The sequence below is a fragment of the Mesorhizobium sp. M0870 genome (genome assembly GCF_040319775.1).
Taxonomy (GTDB): Bacteria; Pseudomonadota; Alphaproteobacteria; order Rhizobiales; family Rhizobiaceae; genus Mesorhizobium.
The window spans coordinates 41,850-63,925 of sequence record NZ_JAMYOI010000034.1 but is presented as its reverse complement, the minus strand read 5'-3'; the positions used below and the strand labels follow the sequence as shown (position 1 = coordinate 63,925).

16 protein-coding genes are annotated in these 22,076 nt (G+C 63.8%); 7 read left to right on the top strand and 9 right to left on the bottom strand.

The features are described from left to right. Positions 1 to 318: 318 nt before the first annotated feature. Entirely contained in the window at positions 319 to 933 is a 615-nt protein-coding gene (locus NKH97_RS28775; protein WP_352799257.1) for a LysE family translocator, read from the top strand. Between the two features lie 4 nt (positions 934 to 937). Here the strand turns inward: NKH97_RS28775 and NKH97_RS28770 are convergent, their stop codons facing one another. Then, positions 938 to 1,261: a YciI family protein gene (locus tag NKH97_RS28770; RefSeq protein WP_023811729.1), complete on the bottom strand. Its 324-nt coding sequence runs from the start codon at positions 1,259 to 1,261 to the stop codon at positions 938 to 940. Between the two features lie 136 nt (positions 1,262 to 1,397). Beyond that, positions 1,398 to 1,961, bottom strand: coding sequence for a peroxidase-related enzyme (locus NKH97_RS28765; RefSeq protein ID WP_023811730.1), 564 nt, complete (start codon positions 1,959 to 1,961; stop codon positions 1,398 to 1,400). 136 nt (positions 1,962 to 2,097) lie between these two features. Between NKH97_RS28765 and NKH97_RS28760 the strand changes: the two genes are divergently transcribed. Then, complete coding sequence (locus NKH97_RS28760) at positions 2,098 to 6,888, top strand: NAD-glutamate dehydrogenase (RefSeq protein ID WP_352799255.1); 4,791 nt, start codon at positions 2,098 to 2,100, stop codon at positions 6,886 to 6,888. 84 nt (positions 6,889 to 6,972) lie between these two features. On the opposite strand, the gene NKH97_RS28755 is transcribed toward NKH97_RS28760, so the two are convergent. Next, complete coding sequence (locus NKH97_RS28755) at positions 6,973 to 7,554, bottom strand: TonB-dependent receptor domain-containing protein (protein ID WP_352799253.1); 582 nt, start codon at positions 7,552 to 7,554, stop codon at positions 6,973 to 6,975. A gap of 353 nt (positions 7,555 to 7,907) precedes the next feature. On the opposite strand from NKH97_RS28755, the gene NKH97_RS28750 reads away from it, so the two are divergent. Continuing rightward, positions 7,908 to 9,284 carry an MFS transporter gene (locus NKH97_RS28750; RefSeq protein ID WP_023811732.1) on the top strand — a complete coding sequence of 459 codons (1,377 nt, stop codon included), beginning with the start codon at positions 7,908 to 7,910 and terminating at the stop codon, positions 9,282 to 9,284. Positions 9,285 to 9,538: 254 nt separating this feature from the next. On the opposite strand, the gene purH is transcribed toward NKH97_RS28750, so the two are convergent. From purH to htpX, 4 genes are all read right to left on the bottom strand, one after another. Next, a complete protein-coding gene (purH, locus tag NKH97_RS28745) occupies positions 9,539 to 11,155 on the bottom strand; it encodes a bifunctional phosphoribosylaminoimidazolecarboxamide formyltransferase/IMP cyclohydrolase (protein ID WP_352722564.1) in 1,617 nt (538 codons plus the stop codon). A 350-nt stretch (positions 11,156 to 11,505) separates the two neighbouring features. Next, entirely contained in the window at positions 11,506 to 13,230 is a 1,725-nt protein-coding gene (locus tag NKH97_RS28740) for a heparinase II/III family protein (protein ID WP_352722563.1), read from the bottom strand. Between the two features lie 147 nt (positions 13,231 to 13,377). Continuing rightward, on the bottom strand, positions 13,378 to 14,772 hold the full coding sequence (locus NKH97_RS28735; RefSeq protein WP_352722562.1) for an RsmB/NOP family class I SAM-dependent RNA methyltransferase: 1,395 nt from the start codon (positions 14,770 to 14,772) through the stop codon (positions 13,378 to 13,380). Beyond that, complete coding sequence (gene htpX, locus NKH97_RS28730) at positions 14,763 to 15,782, bottom strand: zinc metalloprotease HtpX (RefSeq protein WP_352722561.1); 1,020 nt, start codon at positions 15,780 to 15,782, stop codon at positions 14,763 to 14,765. The genes NKH97_RS28735 and htpX overlap by 10 nt, the downstream gene beginning before the upstream one ends. Before the next feature lie 137 nt (positions 15,783 to 15,919). Here htpX and NKH97_RS28725 point away from each other — a divergent pair, with 137 nt between their 5' ends. Beyond that, positions 15,920 to 16,141 carry a DUF1674 domain-containing protein gene (locus tag NKH97_RS28725; RefSeq protein WP_023811736.1) on the top strand — a complete coding sequence of 74 codons (222 nt, stop codon included), beginning with the start codon at positions 15,920 to 15,922 and terminating at the stop codon, positions 16,139 to 16,141. A gap of 8 nt (positions 16,142 to 16,149) precedes the next feature. Here the strand turns inward: NKH97_RS28725 and NKH97_RS28720 are convergent, their stop codons facing one another. Continuing rightward, positions 16,150 to 16,815, bottom strand: a complete 666-nt coding sequence (locus tag NKH97_RS28720) for an HAD-IA family hydrolase (protein ID WP_352722559.1) — start codon at positions 16,813 to 16,815, stop codon at positions 16,150 to 16,152. A 168-nt stretch (positions 16,816 to 16,983) separates the two neighbouring features. Here NKH97_RS28720 and NKH97_RS28715 point away from each other — a divergent pair, with 168 nt between their 5' ends. The 3 genes from NKH97_RS28715 to NKH97_RS28705 all read left to right on the top strand — a co-directional run bounded on the left by NKH97_RS28715 (position 16,984) and on the right by NKH97_RS28705 (position 21,330). Beyond that, positions 16,984 to 17,853: a transglutaminase-like domain-containing protein gene (locus NKH97_RS28715; RefSeq protein WP_023811738.1), complete on the top strand. Its 870-nt coding sequence runs from the start codon at positions 16,984 to 16,986 to the stop codon at positions 17,851 to 17,853. Positions 17,854 to 18,200: 347 nt separating this feature from the next. Then, positions 18,201 to 19,676: a TadE/TadG family type IV pilus assembly protein gene (locus tag NKH97_RS28710; protein WP_352750632.1), complete on the top strand. Its 1,476-nt coding sequence runs from the start codon at positions 18,201 to 18,203 to the stop codon at positions 19,674 to 19,676. A 385-nt stretch (positions 19,677 to 20,061) separates the two neighbouring features. Beyond that, positions 20,062 to 21,330, top strand: a complete 1,269-nt coding sequence (locus NKH97_RS28705; protein WP_352441020.1) for a class I SAM-dependent methyltransferase — start codon at positions 20,062 to 20,064, stop codon at positions 21,328 to 21,330. Position 21,331: 1 nt separating this feature from the next. Here NKH97_RS28705 and NKH97_RS28700 read toward each other — a convergent pair whose 3' ends face one another. Further along, positions 21,332 to 22,075 carry an MOSC domain-containing protein gene (locus NKH97_RS28700; protein WP_352555461.1) on the bottom strand — a complete coding sequence of 248 codons (744 nt, stop codon included), beginning with the start codon at positions 22,073 to 22,075 and terminating at the stop codon, positions 21,332 to 21,334. Between the last annotated feature and the right edge of the window lies 1 nt (position 22,076).

The following is a 22,076-nucleotide window of genomic DNA, read 5'->3' as shown; positions in this document are numbered from 1 at the left end:
AAGCCAAGGTCCGGGCGGCCGCCCGGACCTTGGCTCAATCGCTCTAATCCCACGAAATCTCTCTCGTGTAGATACAAGGTGGCGCCGCGAAGCCGAGACGGAGAGGGGGCAGGCTCGGCGTTCCAAGCATTCGGAGCAAACTCACCAGCGCCGCAGGCCCCCTCTCCGACCGCTTCGCGGCCACCTCTCCCCCGCTTTGCGGGGGCGAGGAACCCAAGCCTTGGTATGTCAGCGCAAGGCCCGTATCGGGTTGCCTTTGCCAGAGCCGCAGCTGTCGAGTATTTGTGGTTGATCGAGCCCCAACCAGGGACCCTGGCCATGCACCTCACCTCGCTGCTCATCTTCGCCGCCGCTTTGTTCGTTGCCGCCGGCTCGCCCGGGCCATCGATCGCGGCGCTTGTCGCGCGCGTCATCTCGAAGGGCTTTCGCGACGTGTTCCCGTTCCTGCTCGCCATGTGGATCGGCGAGGGCATCTGGCTGTCGCTGGCGGTGTTCGGGCTGGCTGTCGTGGCGCAGACCTTCCATTTCGCCTTCGTCGTGGTGAAGTGGGCCGGCGTTGCCTATCTCGCTTATCTCGCCTGGAAGATGTGGACCGCCCCTGTCGACGCGAAAGAGGGCGAGATGCCGCGCGAGGATTCTCCGGCAAAGCTGTTCTTTGCCGGCATGGCGGTGACGCTCGGCAATCCCAAGATCATGATGTTCTACCTGGCGCTGCTGCCGACCATCATCGACCTCGCTTCGGTCAGCATCGTCGGCTGGGTCGAACTGACGGCGACCATGGCCGTGGTGCTGGTCGCCATCGATCTCGCCTGGGTGCTCGCCGCTTCGCAGGCGCGCAAGCTTTTGAAGAGCAAGCGCGCCATGAAGATCGCCAACCGTGTCAGCGCGACGACGATGGCCGGCGCGGCGGCCGCGATCGCGGCGCGGCCCTAACCCGTCACATCATTTCAATGATCGGCGCGATTTCGACGCTGAAACCCGGATCCATCAGGATCGGGCAATCCTTGGCCTTGGCGACGGCTTCGTCGATGTCTTTCGCTTCGACGATCGTGTAGCCCGCGGTCGGATTGCTGCCGCCATTGTTCTCGACCTTGCCGCCGGGCAGCACCATCTTCGACATGCCGACCGGATTGCCGCCGTCGACCACGGCCGAGCCGAGCTTGCCGTACCAGCCGTTCCAGGCGTCCATTGCGGCTTTCCGCTCGGCCTCGTCGGTCGGCATCTTGCCCGAGCCATGATAGACGTAGAGATACTTCGCCATGTTCTCCTCCCTTGGTGAGCGGCATCGAACCGGCATGCGGTCATGCCGCCTGCCGATCATCGGACCAAACCGGCAAACAAGCAACGAGAATGCGAAACTGCTAATATAACGCTCGACCTGGCCCAGCTGCCGCGCCTCACCGCGCCATGGCGTGGTATTCGTCGTTCGGCCGCATATCGATTGCCGCAGCCACCCGGTTCGACATGTTGAAGAAGGCTGATGTCGAGGCGATGTCCCAGATGTCACGGTCGGTGAAGCCGGCCTTGCGAAGGGTGGCCCGATCGGCCTCGACGATCTTAGCCGGTTCTTCCGTCAGCTTGACGGCGAATTCGAGCATTGCGGTCTGCTTGGGCGAAAGATCGGCGGCGCGGAAATTCATCACCATCATTTCGCCGAGCGCCGGGTCGCCGGACAGCTGACGTACCGCCGCGCCATGCGCGGTCAGGCAATAGTAGCAATGATTGATCGAGGAGACGACGACCGCGATCATCTCGCGCTCCAGCTTCGAGAGGCCGGAATCACCCAGCATCAAATCGTTGTACATGTCGGTGAAAGCGCGCAGCTTCTTGTCGTCGAAGGCGTAGGCCTTGAGCACGTTGGGGACGAGGCCGAGCTTCTCCTCGCATTTGGCGAAATAGGCTTTTGTCGCGTCGCTCAGCTCTGCCTGGCCAAGGTCAAGCGCGGTGATTTTGCCGGTCATGGGTCATTTCTCCTCGTTGCGCGGCATCTTGTCGCCAAATTCCGATAATTCTTGGCAAGCCGTCAAACCTTTGTCGCCAAACAGCGGTCATCTGCTACCATAGTCGTAAAAGCATTCGACGGGAGGGACGTGCGTCATGGCCAGCGTGAAATCCGCGAGCAAGCCGAAGAAAAAAGCCACGGCAGCGACAAAAGCGGAGGAAAGGCCAGCCAGGCTTGCCGACTATCTGCTCGCCCGCGCGCCGGCTGAAGACATCGCCACCTATGAGGTGGCCGACCTCGAACGCGCTGCCGATCTCGCCGGCCAGGCAGTCGCCACTCACAGGAAAGGCGAGTGCGTCGTCGCCGTCGATGCCGATTCGGGTGTTGTGCGAGACGGCCGCCCGATGACGGTTGTCACAGTCGTCAACGACAACATGCCGTTCCTGTTCGATTCCATCCTCGGCGAGATCACCGAGACATCGGGCGAACCGACCCTGGTCACTCATCCGGTTATCGTCGTGCGCCACGGCAAGGGCGGCGTGGAAGAAATCCTCGGCGACGGCAATTTCGCCAAGGACGATGGCAGCCACGACAGGCTGAGCGTCATCCATGTCCACATCCCACGGCTGACATCCGAGCAGGCGAGCGGATTGAGCGAGCGGCTGCGCAAGATCCTTGGCCAGGTTCATGCCGCCGTTCACGACTGGAGGCCAATGCTGGCCCGCCTCGATCAGGCGATCTCGGAATTCCGCTATACGGCCGTGCCGCTCGACAAGAAGAGCGTTGCCGAGGCCCTCGCCTTCCTGGAGTGGCTGCGCGACGACAATTTCACCTTCCTTGGCATGCGCGAGTTCAAATACACCGGCGGCGAGGAAAGCGGCACGCTTGAGCGCGCCGAAAAGCCCGGCCTCGGCATCCTGTCCGACCCCGACGTGCTGGTGCTCAGGCGCGGCACCGAAGCGGTGACGACGACGCCGGAGATCCGCGCCTTCCTGCATGGGCCGGAGCCCCTGATCGTCACCAAGGCCAATGCCAAGTCTTCCGTGCACCGCCGCATCTATCTCGACTATATCGGCGTCAAGACCTACACCGCCAAGGGCACGCTCGCGGGCGAATTGCGCATCGTCGGCCTGTTCACCTCGACCGCCTACACGCGCTCGGTGATGAAGATCCCATATCTCAGGTCCAAGGCCGAAACCATCATCGCCAAGTCCGGCTTCGACCGGCACGATCATTCCGGCAAGGCGCTGATCAATGTCCTGGAAAGCTATCCGCGCGACGAATTATTCCAGGTGCCGGTGCCGGTGCTGAGGAAGCATGCAGCGGCCATTCTCGGCCTTGTCGAGCGGCCGCGGGTGCGGGCGCTGGTACGCGCCGACCAGTTCGACCGTTTCGTCTCGATCCTCGTCTTCGTGCCGCGCGACCGTTACGACAGCGTCGTGCGCGAGAAGATCGGCTCGTATCTGAAGACCGTATTCGAAGGCCGGCTGTCGGCGTACTACCCGGCCTTCCCCGAGGGCGGGCTGGCGCGCGTGCACTTCATCATCGGCCGCTCCGGCGGCAAGACGCCGAAGGTCGAGCAAGCGACGATTGAGGCGGCGATCCGCGACATCGTGCGTACCTGGGAGGACGCCCTTTCCGATGCGGCCGAGGCCAGTGGCGGCGACCAGGCTTTGAAGGCGATCGCCGCGCGGCTGCCGGAAAGCTACCGCGATTCGTTCAGCGCGGCGGTGGCGCTGGCCGACGCCGGGCGTATCGCCAGGATCAGCGCCGGCAATCCGATCGCCATCGACTATTATCGCCACGCCGAGCAGAAGCCGCACCAGGCGGCGCTGAAGATCTATCACCACGGCAGTCCTGTGGCGCTGTCGCGCCGGGTGCCGGTGCTGGAAAACATCGGCTTCCGCGTCATCAGCGAGCGCACTTTCGAGGTTGGCGATGACCAGTCCAGCTTAGTCTTCATTCATGACATGGAACTGGAGAACAGCTACGGCAAGCCGATCGACCTGACCGATGGCGGCGCGCTGTTCGAGGACGCATTCCTCTCCGTCTGGCGCGGCGACGTCGACAATGACGGCTATAACGGCCTCGCCCAGACCGCCGGCCTGTGGTCTGGCGAGATCACCATCCTGCGCGCCTATGGCCGCTATCTGCAGCAGGTGGGCATTCCGCAAAGCCAGGATTTCATCGCCGCCGCGCTCAACCGCTATCCCGACATCGCGCGCGGCCTGCATGCGCTGTTCATCGCCCGGCTTGGCCCGACAGCCGAGGCCGAAGGCATGGTGGCGGCAAAGCACCTCAAGGCCAAGATCAAGGATGCGCTGGAAGACGTTCCCAACATCGACGACGACACCATCATTCGGCGCTATCTCAATCTGATCGAAGCCTCGCTGCGCACCAATCATTTCGTTGCCGATACGAAAGAAAAGGGCCAGTCGCTGGCGATCAAGCTCGATTCGCACGCGGTCGAGGGCTTGCCGGCGCCGCGACCGTGGCGGGAGATCTTCGTCTACGGTTCCGAGGTCGAAGGCCTGCATCTGCGCTTCGGTCCGGTGGCGCGCGGCGGTCTGCGCTGGTCGGACCGCGCCCAGGACTATCGCACCGAGGTGCTTGGCCTGGTCAAGGCACAGCAGGTCAAGAATGCCGTCATCGTGCCGGTCGGCGCCAAGGGCGGCTTTTATCCGAAGAAGCTCCCGATGAGCGCCGGCCGCGACGCGATCTTCGAGGCCGGCACCTCGGCCTACAAGAACTTCGTCTCCAGCCTGCTGTCGATCACCGACAATATCGGCCTCGACGGTGTCATCCCGCCGGCCGGCGTCATCAGACGCGACCCGGACGATCCGTATTTCGTCGTTGCCGCCGACAAGGGCACGGCGACCTTCTCCGACACCGCCAACGCGATCTCGGAGAAGCACGGCTTCTGGCTCGACGACGCCTTCGCCAGCGGCGGCTCTGCCGGCTACGACCACAAGAAGATGGGCATCACCGCCAAGGGCGCCTGGGAAGCGGTCAAGCGGCATTTCCGCGAGATCAACCGCGATATCCAGACCTCGTCCTTCACCGTCGTCGGTGTCGGCGACATGTCGGGCGACGTGTTCGGCAACGGCATGCTTTTGTCGCCGAAAACCCGGCTGATCGCCGCCTTCGACCATCGCGATATCTTCATCGACCCCGATCCCGACATGGCAGCCTCGATGGCCGAGCGCGAGCGCATGTTCGCGCTGCCGCGTTCGAGCTGGCAGGACTATGACAAGACGAAACTGTCGGAAGGCGGCATCATCGTCTCGCGCAACCAGAAATCGATCACCTTGCCGGCGGCGGCGGCGGCGGCGATCGGCCTGGCCAAGACCACCGCCACGCCGGTCGAGATCATGACCGCCATCCTCAAGGCGTCGGTCGATCTCCTGTGGTTCGGCGGCATCGGCACCTATTTGCGGGCATCGACCGAAACCAATGCCGAAGTCGGCGACCGCGCCAACGATGCCATTCGCATCACCGCGCTCGACGTGCGCGCCAAGGTGATCGGCGAGGGCGCCAATCTCGGCGTCACGCAGCGGGCGCGCATCGAGTTCGGCCTAAATGGCGGCCGCTGCAATTCCGACGCCATCGACAATTCGGGCGGCGTCAACTGTTCCGACGTCGAGGTCAACATCAAGATCGCGCTTGCGTCCGGCATGCGCAAGGGGTCGTTGACGCGCCCGGCACGCAACAAGCTGCTGGCCGAGATGACCGACGAGGTCGGCTCGCTGGTGCTGTCCAACAACTACCAGCAGACGCTGGCGCTTTCGATTGCCCGCAAGCGCGGCCTCGCCGACATCGCGCATCAGAGCCGTTTCATGACGGCGCTGGAGGCGCGTGGCCTGCTCGACCGTGCCGTGGAGACGCTGCCGTCACCGGCGGCACTTGCCGAGCGCGAAGCGCGCGGCGAACCCCTGACCAGGGCCGAACTTGGCGTGCTGCTCGCCTATGCCAAGATCGTGCTGTTTTCCGACATCGTCGCCAGCGACGTGCCTGATGACGCGCATTTCGATCGCGACCTGATGGGCTACTTCCCGGACCGGATGGCGAAGAAATACGCCACTGAGATCCATGGCCACCGGCTGCGCCGCGAGATCATCACGCGCGTCGTCGCCAACGATCTGGTCAATCGCGGCGGCCCATCCTTCGTCAACCGGCTGCAGGAAGCCACGGGGCGCACCGCTGCTGACGTGGTGCGGACCTTTGCCTTGGTGCGCGACGGTTTTGCGCTGCCGGCGCTCTATCGCGAGATCGATGCGCTCGACAACCAGATCGACGGCCAGGTGCAGCTCGATCTCTATCAGATGGTCAGCCGGCTGATCTATGTGACCAGCGGCTGGTATCTGAAGAACGATGCCGGCACGGCACTGCTTGGCCAGCGCATCGCCGCGCTGCAGGACGCACGCAAGGCGCTGGAACCCAAGCTCGTTTCGCTGCTGCCGGCTTTCTCGCGCGAGCGCATCGAGGAGAAGCGGCACGGGCTGTTCAAGAGCGGCGCGCCGGAAGGGCTGGCCGGGCAACTGGCGCTCAGCGAGGTGGCGGAACTTATCCCCGACATCGCGCTGACGGCGCGCACCGCCGGCGCCGATATCGTCGCCGCGGCCAAGGCGTTCTTCGCCGTCAGCGATGCCTTCCGCATCCCGCGTGTCGAGGACGCCGCACGCTCGATCACGCCTTCGGACTACTATGATCAACTGGCGCTGTCGCGCGCCACCGACACGATCGGCGCGGCACGGCGCGGCATCGCGGTGGCGGCACTCACCGGCCACGCCAAGACGGCCGATCCGGTGGTTGCCTGGCTGGACGCCGGCGGCGAGCGGGTGGCGCGCATCCGCGAGCGGCTGCAGGCACTGACCGAGGGCGGCGACATCACCGTGTCGCGGCTGTCGGTGGCGTCGGGGCTGATGAGCGATCTGACGGGGATGTGAACCGCCGACGATCACCACACGCATCACCGGATGCGTGTGGCTCTTTTCGAATGCCATCCGCTTCGAAACCTGCGTTCAAAAAGCTCACCAGGAATGTTTGAGCGTGCCGACGATTTTCAGCCGGTCGCCGTAAAATTCGGTTCCGTAATAGCTGGTTGTCAAATACTTCCGGTCAAACAGGTTCGTTGCGTTCAGGGCCAACGTCACGTCCTTGGTCATCTTGTAGCTGATCGCCGCATCCACCAGTGCGTAGCCGCCAATCGAAGTCGTGTTCGCGTCATCCCCGTAGGCGTCGTATCGGTCATCGTTGCCGAACTCGTCGGTGAGGACGCTGGATGTGTAGGCCACGGCCTGCTGGAGGCTTTCGACATGGCGTGCCTCCAGTTCCTTCTGGGTTACAACTGAAACCGAGGCGGGAACGTCGACGATGGGCGTATCGGTCTTGGTGCCGGTCGCCGTATCCTCGGCGACGATCGTTTGATCGGGCCCGACAACGCGGTCCGACTTGCCGGTGACGACGATCGTTTCCAGTTGGGTTGCATCGTCCGGCGAAACCTCCTGGGCCCGGCCGGCCCCCATCGCTCCAAAGGATGCCGCTATCAAGGCACTGCTCGCAATCAATCGCCTTGCCTGAGTGCGCAACAATGCCTGTCGACCAATCGTCATTTCTTATTCCCTGTCAGACCAATATCGAGCCGTTCGACCGGTGACTTTCCGGCCCTGCGCGAGCGCAATTAGTCAAACCGGACAAAAGGAGTCAACTTAATAATCAAGAAATTCGCGCCGGCGGCAATCGCTGCGAAGCAGGGGGTGGAGGGCGGTGCCGGACCTTCGGTCCGACTTCCCCCACGAGAAAAAATAAGGGCTTGGCCCGCGCCGCGGACGAAAGCCAATTGCTGGGTTTTCGAACAATGAACCCCCGGCAGGGGCAAGGGACGGCACCAAGCTTCGTTCATTGCATGAGCGCATGAAACATGCAGACATGGCGCCCGACACGGAACCGGTGCCGGGGGATCATCATGACGGTAGAGACAGTGCAGCGTGCGTCCGGGCGCGGCATCTGGGGATGGATGTTGTTCGACTGGGCGGCGCAGCCGTTCTTCACCGTCGTCACCACCTTCATCTTCGGGCCTTATTTCGTGTCGCGGATGGCGAGCGATCCGGAAACCGGGCAAGCGGCCTGGGGCTACGGCATTGCCGCGGCCGGCCTTGTCATTGCAGTGCTGTCGCCCATCCTCGGCTCGATCGCCGACCAGACCGGACCGCGCAAGCCTTGGATCGCATTCTTTGCCGCGGTCAAGGTCACCTGCCTTTGCATGCTTTGGTTCGCGGCCCCCGGTTCGAACCTTTTCCTGGTCGTGCTGTTCTTTTCGCTGGCGTCGGTGGCGGCGGAGTTTTCGACCGTGTTCAACGATTCGATGATGCCGCGCCTGGTGCCGAAGAGCGAGATCGGCAGGATCTCCAACATGGCCTGGGGCCTTGGCTATCTCGGCGGCATGATCGCGCTGATCTTCGTCGTCGCTTGCCTGGCCGGTTCGCCGGAGACCGGCAAGACGATCATCGGCATCGACCCGCTGTTCGGGCTCGACCCGAAGCTCGGCGAGGACGCGCGCGCAACCGGGCCTTTGTCAGCCGGCTGGTACTTCCTGTTCATCCTGCCGATGTTCTTTTTCACCCCCGACGCCATCAAGGGCCTGCCGATCGGTCCGGCTGTCCGAGAGGGGTTGGCGGAGCTGAAAGTGACATTGGGCGAGGTGCGCAAGCGCAGCGGTATCTTCCGCTTCCTGGTCGCCCGCATGATCTATCAGGACGGCGTCAACGCGCTGCTGGCGTTGGGCGGCACTTTCGCCGCTGCGATGTTCCACTGGTCGATCACCGAGATCGGTATTTTCGGCATCATTCTCAACGTCGTCGCCATCTTCGGCTGCCTGGTCGCAGCCCGTCTCGACACGGCGCTTGGCTCAAAAACCATCGTCATGATCTCGCTGGTCCTGCTCAGCATCGCCACGATCGGCATCGTCTCGACCGGGCCGGGCTATACGTTGTTCGGCCTCTGGATGATGCCTGGACCGGACAGCGGCGGCCTGTTCGGCACGGCAGCGGAAAAAGCCTACATCTTCTTCGGCCTGTTGATCGGCGTGGCTTTCGGGCCGGTGCAGGCGTCGTCGCGATCCTATATGGCGCGCAGCGTCACGGCGGCAGAATCCGGCCGCTATTTCGGCATTTATGCGCTGGCCGGGCGGGCGACCAGTTTCCTGGCGCCGTTCATGGTCGCGTCGGTCACCCTGGCCAGCGGCTCGGCGCGGCTCGGCATGGCGGTGATCGTGCTGTTCCTGGGCATCGGCATGGCGATCCTGGTCAAGACGCCCTATCCGGCGGACCGGCCGGTGGATTGACTTTACCCTCCCCCTTGTGGGGGTGAGCAGCCGGTTCGCGAAGCGAATTCATCGTGCCAGTGGCACGATGAAAGGCCGGTGAACGCCGGGACGCTGCGAAGCAGCGGGGACCCGGCCCGGCGACTGGTCATTCAGAATTCAGCCCCGAGCCCTTCGCAGGCTCAGGGCGTTCGAAGCTCGAAAAGCCAAGCAATTGGCTTTTCGTTCGCTGCGCGAACCGCTTCTCACCCCCACAAAGGGGAGGGTAAAAGCAGCTAATGGCGGAAATGCCTGACGCCCGTAAACACCATAGCGATGCCGTGCTCGTCGGCGGCGGCAATGACGTCCTTGTCGTTCATCGAGCCACCCGGCTGGATGACGGCGGTGGCGCCGGCGGCGATTGCCGACAGCAAGCCATCGGCGAAGGGGAAGAAGGCGTCGGAGGCGACCACCGAGCCCTTGGTCAGCGGTTCGGCGAGGCCGGCGGCCTCGGCGGCGTCGAGTGCCTTGCGGGCGGCGATGCGTGAGGAATCGACCCGGCTCATCTGGCCGGCGCCAATGCCGACGGTGGCGCCGTCCCTGACGTAGACTATGGCGTTGGACTTGACGTGCTTGGCGATGCGGAAGGCGAATTTCAGGTCGGCCATTTCGGCCGGCGTCGGTGCCCGTGTGGTCACCACTTTCAGTTCGAGGTCGTCGACGACGGCGTTGTCCCGGCCCTGGATGAGCAGGCCGCCGGCGACGGATTTGACCGTCGTGCCCGGCGTGCGCGGGTCCGGCAGCCCACCGGTGACCAGCAGGCGCAAATTCTTCTTCCCCGCCACGATGGCCGCTGCCTCATCGGTGGCGCCGGGCGCGATAATCACCTCGGTGAAGGTTTTTACGATCTCTTCCGCCGCCTCGGCGTCGAGGGTGCGGTTGACGGCGATGATGCCGCCGAAGGCCGAGACCGGGTCGCAGGCCAGCGCCTTGGCGTAGGCGGCTTTCAGCGAGGCGCCTTCGGCAACGCCGCACGGATTGGCGTGCTTGATGATGGCGACGACGGCGGAAAGGTCGGGGTCGAACTCGCCGACCAATTCGAAAGCGGCGTCGGTGTCGTTGATGTTGTTGTAGGATAGCTGCTTGCCCTGCAGCTGGCGCGCCGTGGCGACGCCCGGGCGCTTGTCGCCGTCGACGTAGAAGCCGGCGCTCTGATGCGGGTTCTCGCCATAGCGCATCACCTCGACCAGCCTGCCGCCAAAGGCGCGCCATGTCGGATGTTCGATCTCGAGCGCCTCGGCGAACCAGCCGGAGATCGCCGCGTCATAGCTGGCGGTGCGGGCAAAGGCCTTGGCCGCCAGCTTCTTGCGGAAATCCAGCGACAGCGAGCCGATGTTCATCTCCAGCGCATTCAGCACCGAAGCGTAATCGCCGGGATCGGTGACGATGGCGACATAGGCGTGGTTCTTGGCCGAGGCGCGGATCATCGCCGGGCCGCCAATGTCGATGTTTTCGACGATCGACGCGTAATCGGCGCCGGAGCGGCGGACCTCCTCGAACGGATAGAGATTGGAGACGACGAGATCGATCGGCTCGATGCCGTATTTGCGCATTGCCGCGGAATGCTCCGGATCGTCGCGCACGCCAAGCAGCGCGCCATGCACGCCGGGATGCAAGGTCTTGACGCGGCCGTCCATGATCTCGGGGAAACCGGTGAGCTCGGAGACGTCGCGCACCGCCAGGCCCGCCTCGGTGATCGCTTTTGCCGTGCCGCCGGTCGAGACCAGTTCGACACCGGCCGCTGCCAGCGCTTTGGCGAAATCGATGAGGCCCGTCTTGTCGAAAACGGAGAGCAGGGCGCGACGCACGGGAACAAGGTCTGGTGCGGGAATGTTCTTGGCGGCGACGGCCATGGGCTGGCGGCCTTTCACGACTGGTGTGGTGGATGCCCGCGCCCGTAGCACATGCCGCCCGGAAATCAAACCGGCGGTCAGGTGGAGCAAGGCAACGAATCCGTGTTAACGGGTTTCTTCGGAGACTTCGCAGGCGCGTTGGCTGACGGAGCACCAACGAAAAAACCCGCCTATGCGGCGGGCCACTGGCGCAAACCGGCACCATAGGCAAAAATGTACCATAGCTGAGGGCACGGAGTCAAGAAAAAATTCCTATCTTGGGAAAGCTGCCGGCACAAAAGCTGCCGATGCCCCGAGCTGGTTGTCGTCAGGCCTTTTGTTAACCTGAGTTTGAAGCCCTGTCAGGAGGATCAGTTGTTTTCCGGGTGGCCGGCGATGCTGGTGCGGGTCAGCTGCCAGTGGACTTCGGCGATTTCCGAAGCCTTGAAGGCAAGCACGATCTGGCGGCTGCGGCGCGGGCCGCCAAGGCCGGCGAAATAGATCGATTCCTCGACCTCCGGCACCACTTCGGCTGCTGTGAACACCCAGGTGTCGGCCTGATCGGCGGCCAGCACCAGGCGGTCATGCTCGTCCTGCAAAAGGTTGACGTCGGGATGAACGTGGAAGCGGACGGTGACGAAGTCGCGCCCATTGTTGCGGATCGCCGTATTGCCGGGGCGCTGGAAGCGGTCGCGGCCAGCCAGCACATTGCCGTTCGACGACAGTTTCAGCTCGCGCTCATGCAGGAAGCCGAAGCGCGGGACATAGCCGTCATGGCGGGCGATGAAGCCCTGAACGCCCTTCTGGTCGGTGCGCTTGCACTGCACATGCTGCGGGCCGCCGATCAGCGGCGAACCGAGCAGGTCGTTGACGCGCAACGAATGGCTGAAGCGCGCCGACGAGGTGTCGTTGATGGTGGCGGTCGAGTGCGCGGCGGTGGCGCGCGCCAGCGGCCGGAATTCAGCCGCGCCATAGGTGTCAATGCCGGCATTGACGATGTAGTGCTGGCGGCCGGACGACAGTTCGAAGGCGAGGCAGCTGGCGTGTGCGGCGTTGGACACATCGATCGGCGGCGGCGGGCCGGTGTCGGCGATGACCGTGGTGCCGCCCATCGACAGGCGCTCATAGCCGGAATGCGGCGCATGCAGCAGCGGCGCGCCAGCGGTGTCGTCGTGGCGCAGAATGGTGGCGATGCGGTCGTGGATGGTGGCGCCCATGCCGTTGAAGCGGGCGAGGCTGCCATCCTGATGGCGGAAGAAGCGCAGCGCCGGCAGCATGCGGTCGATGGCGCCGATCAGCGCCTGCGGCGGCGTTTCCGCCTGGTTGGCATAAGTCTGGCGCAGCGGCAGAAGGTCGGCGAGGATTTCCAGGACGACCATCGGATTGCGCGAAATGTGCCCGCCATCTGCGAGGATCTGGCGGTCGAGTTCCTCGGCAAGATTGCGGGTCGCGCCCCGCAGGGCCGATGCCGGTGCCGGCAGGGACAAGGCAGCGAAGGCGAGCGCGATGCGGGCCCGCAGCCTGTCCTTGCCGTCGGGCATTTCGCGCGCCATCGACCTGAGGTAGCGGATCTGGATGGCAACCGATTTCAGGAAGGCGCGGTAGAAAGGGAACTCGGCGCCCTGCAATACGACCGAGGAGTGCTGCAACCAGGCGATGATGCGCTTGGCCGTCGTGCCCGGCTCCCAGGCGATGCCGGAGATATGGCTGCCATGCATGGTGATCCAGTCGGAGACCAGGGCGCGGGCATTGGCGGCGGCAAGCTCGGTGCCGGCGGCGCGCATATGGCGCAGCCAGCGAAAGCCGTGCAGCGTCTTCTGCCAGCCGTGATTGGGCACGTGGATCTGGAAAGGCGACTTGCCGCCGGTCTCGACCACGTGCCCCGACAGGGGATAGCGGCCGTAATAGATCTCGAGTGCGATCTGCGGGTCGGCGAGGCGCAGGTCCGGCGGTGCGATCAGCACACGTTCCGGCGTGCGGCCGGAATAGCGCCAGCGATAGACAGGCCCGGCGCGCAGGCGCCGGCGCATTTTGCGCCAGAACTCCTTCGCGACAAGCGTCCATAGACGCGTCGTGCTGCTGGCAGCAAGTGCCAAAACCCCTCCTGATCGTCCTCTACCCCGGCGCCGAGTCTACATGATTGCACGATTCGTGCGAAGGCGAATTCCACGAGCCCACGCCGGTTCACCTGGTTTTGCCCCCGATCCTACCCAAAAAAGTCAGTAATCCGGGCAGTTCAATCCCTAGCCGGCCCGCCGCATGCGAGCGGCGAAGAAACCATCGAGGCCCGAGCGTTCCGGCGCGCCGAGCTCCAGGTCGGCGGGCGTGGTGCGCAGCGTGCCTTGCGGCGTCAGGAATGGATCGATGCCGGCGATCTCGCCTTGCTGCAACGGATCGTTGGTGATTTCAGGCGTGCCGGCCAGAAAGACGCGATAGAGATCCTCGCCTTCGAGCGGATCGAGCGAACAGTTGGAAAAGACGATCGTGCCGCCGGGCTTCACCAGCGTGACGGCGCGGGCGAGCAGCCTGCGTTGCAGGTCGGCCAGTTTTTCGACATCGGCCGAAGTCTTGGTCCATGGCACGTCGGGGTGCCGCCGCACCGTGCCGGTCGACGAGCAGGGCGCGTCGAGGAGGATCGCGTCGAAGAGTTCTTCCGGCTCATATTTGAGCAGGTCGGCCTGGACGATTTCGGCAGACAGGCCGAGACGGTCGAGATTCTGCGTCAGCCGCACGAGCCGGTTTTTTGACGTGTCGACAGCGGTGACCTTCGCGCCGGCAACGATCAGCTGCGCGGTCTTGCCGCCGGGCGCGGCGCAGAGATCGGCAACCCGCAATCCCGTGACATCGCCGAACAGCCGGGCGGGCAGGCTGGCCGCGGCGTCCTGGACCCACCAGGCGCCCTCGGCAAAGCCGGGCAATTCAGTGACAGGACCGACAAGATTCTCGACCCGCACCGTGCCTGTCTGCAGGACGATGCCGCCGAGTTTTTCAGCCCAGAGTCCGGGATCGGCCTTGACCGAGAAGTCGACCGGCGCCTCAACGCGATGCGCTTCGAGGATCTGTCTGGCCTTCTCGTTGCCGTAGGTGGTCTTCAGCCGGTCGGAAAACCATTTGGGCGCTTCGTAGGTGGCGGCAAGGGCGGCAGGCAGTTCCGTTTCCTTGGCCCGTGCCAGTGTGCGCAGCACGCCATTGACGAGGCCGGAGAAACGCACCGTGCGCGGATCGGACTTGGCATGGGTCACCGCAATGTCGACGGCGGCGCTGTCGGGAATATCGAGGAACAGGATCTGTGCCGCTGCCACATGCAATATGTGCGACAAAGCGGTGGCATTGGGCGGCAGCGGTTTTTCCAGGCGCCGCGCCAGCAGCCCTGATATGGTCATGCGATAGCGCAGCGCGGTGACCAGGATGGCGCGGACCAGGCCGCGATCGCGCAAGTCGAGCGCCTTGTATTGCGGGTGGCCGTTTTCGTGATCGGTCAGCCCATCAAGCGGCGTCCTGGCGTCGATGACGGCGGCAAGCAGGCGCGCCGCCGCCTTGCGGGCGGCGAGGCCGGCAACGAAGTCGCCGCCGTCCCTGTGTTCCTGATCACCTGAAACTGTGCGTCGTGGTCCTCTGTCCGCCACGCTCACGACCATCGGCCCTTGGGCCCGGTCGGATTGCGACCCCACGGGTTGGATTTGGGCTTGGCGGCCTCCGCCGGCTGCTCGGGCCGCGCTGCCTGATCCCATGGGCCGGATGGCCGCGGTTCGTCCGCCTGGCGTGACGTTGGGGCCTGGCGCGGTGCAGCCCGGGTTTCGCTGCCGGCCATGTCGCGCGCCATCGCCTGCAAGGCTGCGATGCGGTTCTCAGTGGCGGGGTGGGTGGAGAACAGGCTGTCCATGCGCTCGCCGTGAAGAGGATTGATGATGAAGAGATGCGCGGTCGCGGGATTTCGCTCGGCATCGGGGTTGCGGATGCGTTCGGCGCCGCGGGCGATCTTGTCAAGCGCCGATGCCAGCCAGAGCGGGTGTCCACAGATTTCGGCGCCACGCCGGTCGGCCTCGTATTCGCGGGTCCGGCTGACCGCCATCTGCACGACCATCGCTGCAAACGGAGCCACGATCATCGCAACCAGCACGCCGACAAAGCCGAACGGGTTGTTGTCGCGGTTGCCGCTGAAAAAGAAGGCAAAATTGCCGAGCATCGAGATGGCACCGGCAAAGGTGGCGACGATCGTCATGGTGAGCGTGTCGCGATGCTGCACATGGGCGAGCTCGTGCGCCATGACCGCCGCGACCTCTTCAGGCGTCAGCGCCTGCAACAGGCCGGTGGAGGCAGCCACCGCCGCATTCTGCGGATTGCGGCCGGTGGCAAAGGCGTTCGGCTGCGGGTTGTCGATCAGATAGGTCTTCGGCATCGGCAGGCCGGCCTGTTTGGCCATTGCCTGGACGATGGCGTAATATTCGGGCGCGTTCCTTTCATCGACCTCGACGGCACGGTTCATCGACAGCACCATCTTGTCGGCATTCCAGTAGCTGAACAGGTTGGTGCCGGCGGCGATCAGCAGCGCGATCATCATGCCGCCGGTTCCGCCGATCAAAAAGCCGACGCCCATGAACAGCGCGGTCATCGCGGCAAGAAGCATGGCGGTGCGGATGGTGTTCATCGTCTGCTCCTGTCCGGGGGATAGCGAAAAGGGGTCGATCGTCGTGGGTTCATGGCTATATGATGGGAAACGCCAGTTCCTGTTTCAATTGACTGGACTCAATCTGCTGACTGGACTCAATCTACCGAGATTATCGCATGACCGACGAAATCAGTAAAACAGGCGCCGCTCCTGCCGAAGCGGCATCGCAAAGAGAGCTAGCGCCGGCCGCACGCCGTGCGTTGGCCGAGGCCGCAGCGCGGCGGGAAGACTACCGCGAAAAGGAGGTCGCGCTGCCGAAGGAGATCGGCGGCCGCGGCGGCAAGGAGCCAGGGCGCTACGGCGACTGGGAAGTAAAGGGCCTGACCAGCGACTTCTAGATGCCTCCCTACGCAGCGTTGCGCTGCGGCTCGAGCGCGATCCAGCCACGCTCGTCGACCGTGATGCCGACCATGTCGTAGCCTGCGATCGCGGCATGTTGCGTTGGCAAGGGGTGCTTGTGCGTGGCGCTGATGACCATGACCGCCGCGCCCGCCGCTTCGGCTGCCGCGATGCCAGCTGGAGCATCCTCGAAGACGAGGCAATCGCGCGCGTCGACGCCGAGTCGTTCCGCGCCAAGCCGGAAGCAATCGGGCGCCGGCTTGCCGCGGGAGACATCTTCCGCCGCGACGATGACGCCCGGCACGGGGATGCCGGCGGCCTTCATGCGCAACAGCGCCAGCTCACGTGGGGCGGAGGTTACGATCGCCCAGCGTTCGGGCGGCAGCGAATCGAGAAATGCCACGGCGCCGGCGATCTGGAGAATGCCATCGAGATCGGCCGCCTCGGCCTTCAGCAGCAGATCAGCCTCGTGTCCCGGATCGACGCCCGGCAGCGCCAGGCCGGTGATGGTCTCGATCGCGCGCACGCCATGGATCGTCGGCAGGAAGGCGGCGACGTCGAGGCCCTGGCGGCGTGCCCAATCGCTCCACACCCGTTCCGCCGAGGCGATGGAATTGATGAGCGTGCCGTCCATGTCGAAGAGGAAGGCCGCGAAGTTTCTGCCTGAATACATGATTTTCCTTGAGTTCGGGGAGCGCTGGTGGGGTTGCCGAACCTAACCCCTCGACCGCGGCAGGGGAAGACACGGGGTGGGCTTTTCGATCGGCCCAGGGAACCGCGGTATCCTCCGGGCGTTTGGGAAGGACTGCTTCTCACAACAACGATCGAAGGGGGACCAACGATGCTGATCCGGCTCGGCTACGAAATCGCCATCGAATGCGTAGCCGCCACGCCGGTGATTTCAGTGCTCGAGATCCATCGGGACAGGCAGGCCGACATCAAGCGGCAGACGCGGGTGCTGACCTCGCCCGCGGTGCCGACAAGGCTGTACCATGACCTGCATGGCAATGCCTGCCGGCGCTTCACAGCACCCGCCGGTGGTTTTCGCATCCTGTATGACGCGGTCGTCGAGGACAGCGGCGAGACGGACGAGGTCAACACGCTGGCCAGGGAAGTGCCGGTGGCGGACCTGCCCGACGAAGTTCTCGGTTATCTCCTGGGCAGCCGCTATTGCGAGACGGATCATCTGAGCAGCCTGGCCTGGGAGCTCTTCGGCGACATCCCGTCCGGCTGGGCGCGCGTGCAGGCGATCGTCGATTATGTCCACAACCGGCTGTCGTTCGGCTATGGCTATGCGCGCTCGACCCGCACCGCGGCGCAGGCGCATGAGGAGCGCGTCGGGGTCTGCCGTGACTTCGCCCATCTGGCGATCACGCTTTGCCGCTGCATGAACATTCCGGCACGCTACGTGAACGGCTATCTCGGCGATATCGGCGTGCCAGCCGATCCGGCGCCGATGGACTTCTCGGCGTGGCTGGAAGTGTTCCTCGACGGCAAATGGTACACGTTCGATCCTCGCCACAACACGCCGAGAACCGGCCGTATCGTCATCGCCCGCGGCCGCGACGCCACCGACGTGCCGCTGCTGCACAGTTTCGGCCCCCACCGGCTCAGCCTGTTCAAGGTGTGGACCTACGAACAGGAAGGCAATCTGTTCAACCCGCCCTACCACGGCATCGACAGGACCGTCAGCGCACAGATGCTGGCGTAGTCGCGAGGCCTACCGTTGCAACTGCTCCAGGGTGGTCAGGAGGTTTTCTCCGGGCCGCAACTTTCGGGACACATGGTCCGCTTCGGCACAGTGAGCTTGTGCCGCAACAGGACGCCGTCGACGGCGTCGCGGTGCCTCGGGCCAGATCATGGTAAGCGGCTGGTAAACGCCAGCGCCATGGTGCGTTCCCGTTTACCAGCCGTTCACCTTTGTTGGTTCCAAAGTTTAACAAAAACAGCGACTTGCTACTGGAAAGCCAGCTCTCCGCCCAGCTAGGGCGTCATCCGGCGGGAATCCTGCATTGCCCTTTCCGCGGCGACGAGGCCGAGGCGAGTGGAGGCTGTAGGATGCGAAATTACGGGGGTCTTGTTCACGCGGTTGGCGGGTTCGCCAGGGATCGCGGTGGAAATTTCGCAGTCCTGTTCGGCCTTAGCGCCTCGGTCTTGGCGCTGGCCGTGGGCTTTTCGGTCAACGTATCGCAGCTCTACAATGCGAAAACGAGCCTTCAGGGCGTGGTCGACGCCGCGGTCACGTCGACGGCACGCGACCTGACGACCGGTGTCATCAAGGAAGCCGATGCCAACAAATCGGTGCAGGCCTTTCTCGACGCCAACAGCCAGGCAGGCATTCTGCAGGCCGACCAGATCGTACTCGACAAGCTGATCGTCAACAGGACTGCCAAGACGGTCCAGGCCGACGCCCATGTCGATGTCGGGCTGTATTTCCCGATTTTTGGCACGGGCGACATGAAACGCGTCGCCGCCTCCACGACGGCGCTCTATTCGGACAAGACCATCGAAGTGGCGATGATGCTCGATGTGACCGGGTCGATGAGGAAGCGCGGCAAGGTCGACAAAATCGGCGATCTGAAAGCTGCTGCAAAAAACGCCGTCCGGACGATGCTGCAGAACCAGGATCCGAAGAACCCCCGCATCCGCGTCGCGATTGTGCCTTACGCATCAGGTGTGAACGCCGGCAAGCTGGCGGAAAACGTCTATGCCGAGAAGCAAGGGAGCTCTGAACTGCCACCCGTCGCCGGCAGTCCGCTTCTCGTCGCCAAGACGGGCAAAAATCTGCTGCCCTCCTTCAGCGAGTACATCTCCATCGTCGGCGCGGCGATGCCACATCCCGACAACTGCGCCACGGAGCGCAAGGACAAGAACGGCAACGCGGATATGAGCGCCGACGGCCCAGACACGGTTCGCACCGACAAGGAAGGCAAGAAATATTATGCCCTGGTCAATCGGGACGATCATCTCGGCGGGGACATGAACAGGTGCCCTGATGCGGAAGTGATCCCGCTGACCGCCGATTCCGATGCATTGCTTGAATCGATCGAGGACTTCCAGGCCGATGGTTACACGGCCGGCGCGATCGCCATTCAGTGGACCTACTATATGCTGTCGCCGCAATGGCGCACTGCGATCAGAAATGCCGGTCTCGGCAAAGGCGCCTCGGACGCCGATCCGAAGAAGATCGCCAAGGTCGCGATCCTGATGACCGATGGCCAATTCAATACCGCCTTCGCCGGTGCTGGGGACAGCTACAACAGCCAGGGCAACCTTGCGCGCGGCAACGCCGGAACGCTGTGCGGCAACATGAAAAATGACGGCATCGAGATTTTCACCATCGGCTTCGATCTGAACAACAAGGACATGTCGGCAACCGAGCGGGACCAGGCAAAGGCGGTGCTGAAGGACTGTTCATCGAAGGACGCCTCCGCCGCCAAGAGACATTTCTTCGAGGTGTCCACCGGAGCAGAATTGGATGCCGCCTTTCAGGAAATCATCCGCAACACCGAAAAGGTCGCATTGACCCAGTAGTCTAGTCCGCAAACGGAAAAGGCCGCCGCTTCTTTCGAAGCCGGCGGCCTTCCGTGTTTCCGTCCGTGGCGCGGCCCTATGGCGATGACCTATGAGGTCACCCGCCGCGCATTTCGCGCCTTAACGGGAAGACTGCTTCCCGAAAGTGCAATCCGCTGAGGCCACGTTCTGGAAAACGAAATCACTCGACATCGGATCACCTCCTTTCGATTTGTTGAACACATACTCATGATGGGGTGCGTTGCAGCAAAAGACAAGGCGCAGGTTTGAAAAAGTGGGAAGGTGCTTTTGGCACGACACTGGGTTGCGGGCTGTCGGCCGGGCAGGCAAGATCATGGCATAGAGCCGAGCCGGCAATCCGGGTCGGCCCCTGTGGGAGGGATGCATGGAGGCAGCCGAGAGAGCGGCGCGGATCGTGCGGACGGTTGTCGAGACGCTGAAACCGGGCTTTGCCGTCAGGCTGTGGACCGGGGAGCGGATCGGCCCCGCCACGGGTCCAGTGCTCACCATCAACGACCAGGACATCGTCTGGCAGGTGGTGAAGCGACCATCCCTGTCGACGCTGATCGAAATGTGGATTTCCAAGACGATCGATATCGAAGACGGGACGTTTTTCGACTTCTACGCCCTGCCGTCGCAAGGCAAGCTCAGAACCAAGCTCAAATCGCTGCCGAAAATGGCGATCCTGCGCGACCTGCCTTCCGTGCTTTTGGCACGCAGGCAGATGACGGCGCGGACCGATCTGTCGGGGCGCAATCCCTATGTCAGCGGTTCGAGCCAGGAGGCGATCCAGCATCACTATGACATTTCGAACGCCTTCTACCGGCTCTTCCTTGACGAGCGCATGGTCTACAGTTGCGGCTACTTCAAGGATTTCGCCAACAGCATCGATCAAGCGCAGATCGACAAGCTCGACCATATCTGCCGCAAGCTCCGGCTGAAGCCTGGCGAACGACTGCTCGACATCGGCTGTGGCTGGGGAGCGATGCTCATCCATGCCGCGAAGAACTATGGCGTCATCGGCCACGGTGTCTCGCTGTCGCAGGCCCAGACCAATCTTGCCCGTGAACGCATCCGCGCCGAGGGTCTGGAGGACCGCATCACCATCGAGATCAAATCCTATGCCGAACTCACCGGCTCGTTCGACAAGATCTCGTCGATCGGCATGTTCGAGCATCTCGGGCTCGCCAACCACGCGACCTATTTCTCAACTGTCCACCGCCTGCTGAAGCCCGGCGGCATCTATCTGCATCACGCCATCACCAGGCGCAGCAAGGGCGACATGAAGAAGACCCTGCGCAAGGGGCCGGAGTTCAAGGCGCTGATCAAATACATTTTCCCCGGCGGCGAACTCGACACGATCGGCATGACAACAGGCAATCTCGAGGCGCACGGCTTCCTGGTCTACGACGTCGAGAATCTGCGCGAGCATTACGCCCGCACCTGTCGCCTGTGGGCCGAGCGCCTGCACGCGCGTTTCGACGAGGCTATCGCCGAGGTGGGCGAGGCCAGGGCGCGGCTATGGCTGCTCTACCTGACCGGCTGTTCGATCACCTTCGAACGTGCCTCGGCACAGATTTTCCAGACCGTCGTCACCAAGCGCGCGCGCGGCCCAAGCGGCCTGCCGCCGACGCGGGCAGATCTGTATCGATAGCTTACACGAAGCGCATCGCGTCGCCGACTTCGACGCGCGCCGGCCGGTCGATCGTGCAGTAGACGCCGAGATTGTGGGCGTTGTGGCGGACCAGGTTGCGCAGGATCGCCGGATCATGGTCGAAGCCATCCTGGGCGACGATGGTGAAACCGCAGCGGCGGCAGGGTTCGGAGACAGTCAGCAGGAGATCGCCGATGGCAAGCTTGCGGCCGATCCATTCCGTTTCCGGAAACGACCCTTCGATTGCCGTCATGTCGACGACGATGTTGGGGCGGAAGCGGCGTGGGTCGGCGACCCCTTCCGGATGCAACGCTTTGAGCCGTGCCAGCGAGGCGGTGGTCAACAGATGGATGGGCGCCTTGCGGTAGCGCTCCGCGGTCAGCGGGCCGGAATAGTCAGGTCCGGCATTCTCGCGGCGAAACGGTCGGATCGAGGCCTCGAAGCCGAGATAGGCCGACACCGCGCGGTCGCTCTCGATACTTGGCGCAGCCAGCCAGTTGTCCCCGGGAACGGCAATCTCGAGTTCCAGGGTCGGCGACAGCCGGGTGCGGATGCGCGGCACCTTGTGCCATTTCGGGTCGCGGTCCGGTCGCGCGATCTCATTGTCGGACGCGTCGACGAGGCCGAACATGCGGTCGCCCTCGATGCTCTCGATATCGACCGAGATTGTTTCCCGACGCTCGCCGGCAAGCGAACTCGCCGGATAGCGCCAGAGTTCACTGACAGTGCCGAGCGCGGCCTGCATC

Coding starts and splice junctions, on each gene's coding strand:
- NKH97_RS28705 (WP_352441020.1), top strand. CDS start 20,062: ATGGAGGCAGCCGAGAGAGCGGCGCGGATCGTGCGGACGGTTGTCGAG.
- NKH97_RS28755 (WP_352799253.1), bottom strand. CDS start 7,554: ATGACGATTGGTCGACAGGCATTGTTGCGCACTCAGGCAAGGCGATTG.
- NKH97_RS28720 (WP_352722559.1), bottom strand. CDS start 16,815: ATGTATTCAGGCAGAAACTTCGCGGCCTTCCTCTTCGACATGGACGGC.
- htpX (WP_352722561.1), bottom strand. CDS start 15,782: ATGAACACCATCCGCACCGCCATGCTTCTTGCCGCGATGACCGCGCTG.
- NKH97_RS28770 (WP_023811729.1), bottom strand. CDS start 1,261: ATGGCGAAGTATCTCTACGTCTATCATGGCTCGGGCAAGATGCCGACC.
- NKH97_RS28735 (WP_352722562.1), bottom strand. CDS start 14,772: ATGGTCGTGAGCGTGGCGGACAGAGGACCACGACGCACAGTTTCAGGT.
- NKH97_RS28775 (WP_352799257.1), top strand. CDS start 319: ATGCACCTCACCTCGCTGCTCATCTTCGCCGCCGCTTTGTTCGTTGCC.
- NKH97_RS28710 (WP_352750632.1), top strand. CDS start 18,201: ATGCGAAATTACGGGGGTCTTGTTCACGCGGTTGGCGGGTTCGCCAGG.
- NKH97_RS28765 (WP_023811730.1), bottom strand. CDS start 1,961: ATGACCGGCAAAATCACCGCGCTTGACCTTGGCCAGGCAGAGCTGAGC.
- NKH97_RS28760 (WP_352799255.1), top strand. CDS start 2,098: ATGGCCAGCGTGAAATCCGCGAGCAAGCCGAAGAAAAAAGCCACGGCA.
- NKH97_RS28715 (WP_023811738.1), top strand. CDS start 16,984: ATGCTGATCCGGCTCGGCTACGAAATCGCCATCGAATGCGTAGCCGCC.
- NKH97_RS28700 (WP_352555461.1), bottom strand. CDS start 22,075: ATGCAGGCCGCGCTCGGCACTGTCAGTGAACTCTGGCGCTATCCGGCG.
- NKH97_RS28725 (WP_023811736.1), top strand. CDS start 15,920: ATGACCGACGAAATCAGTAAAACAGGCGCCGCTCCTGCCGAAGCGGCA.
- NKH97_RS28750 (WP_023811732.1), top strand. CDS start 7,908: ATGACGGTAGAGACAGTGCAGCGTGCGTCCGGGCGCGGCATCTGGGGA.
- purH (WP_352722564.1), bottom strand. CDS start 11,155: ATGGCCGTCGCCGCCAAGAACATTCCCGCACCAGACCTTGTTCCCGTG.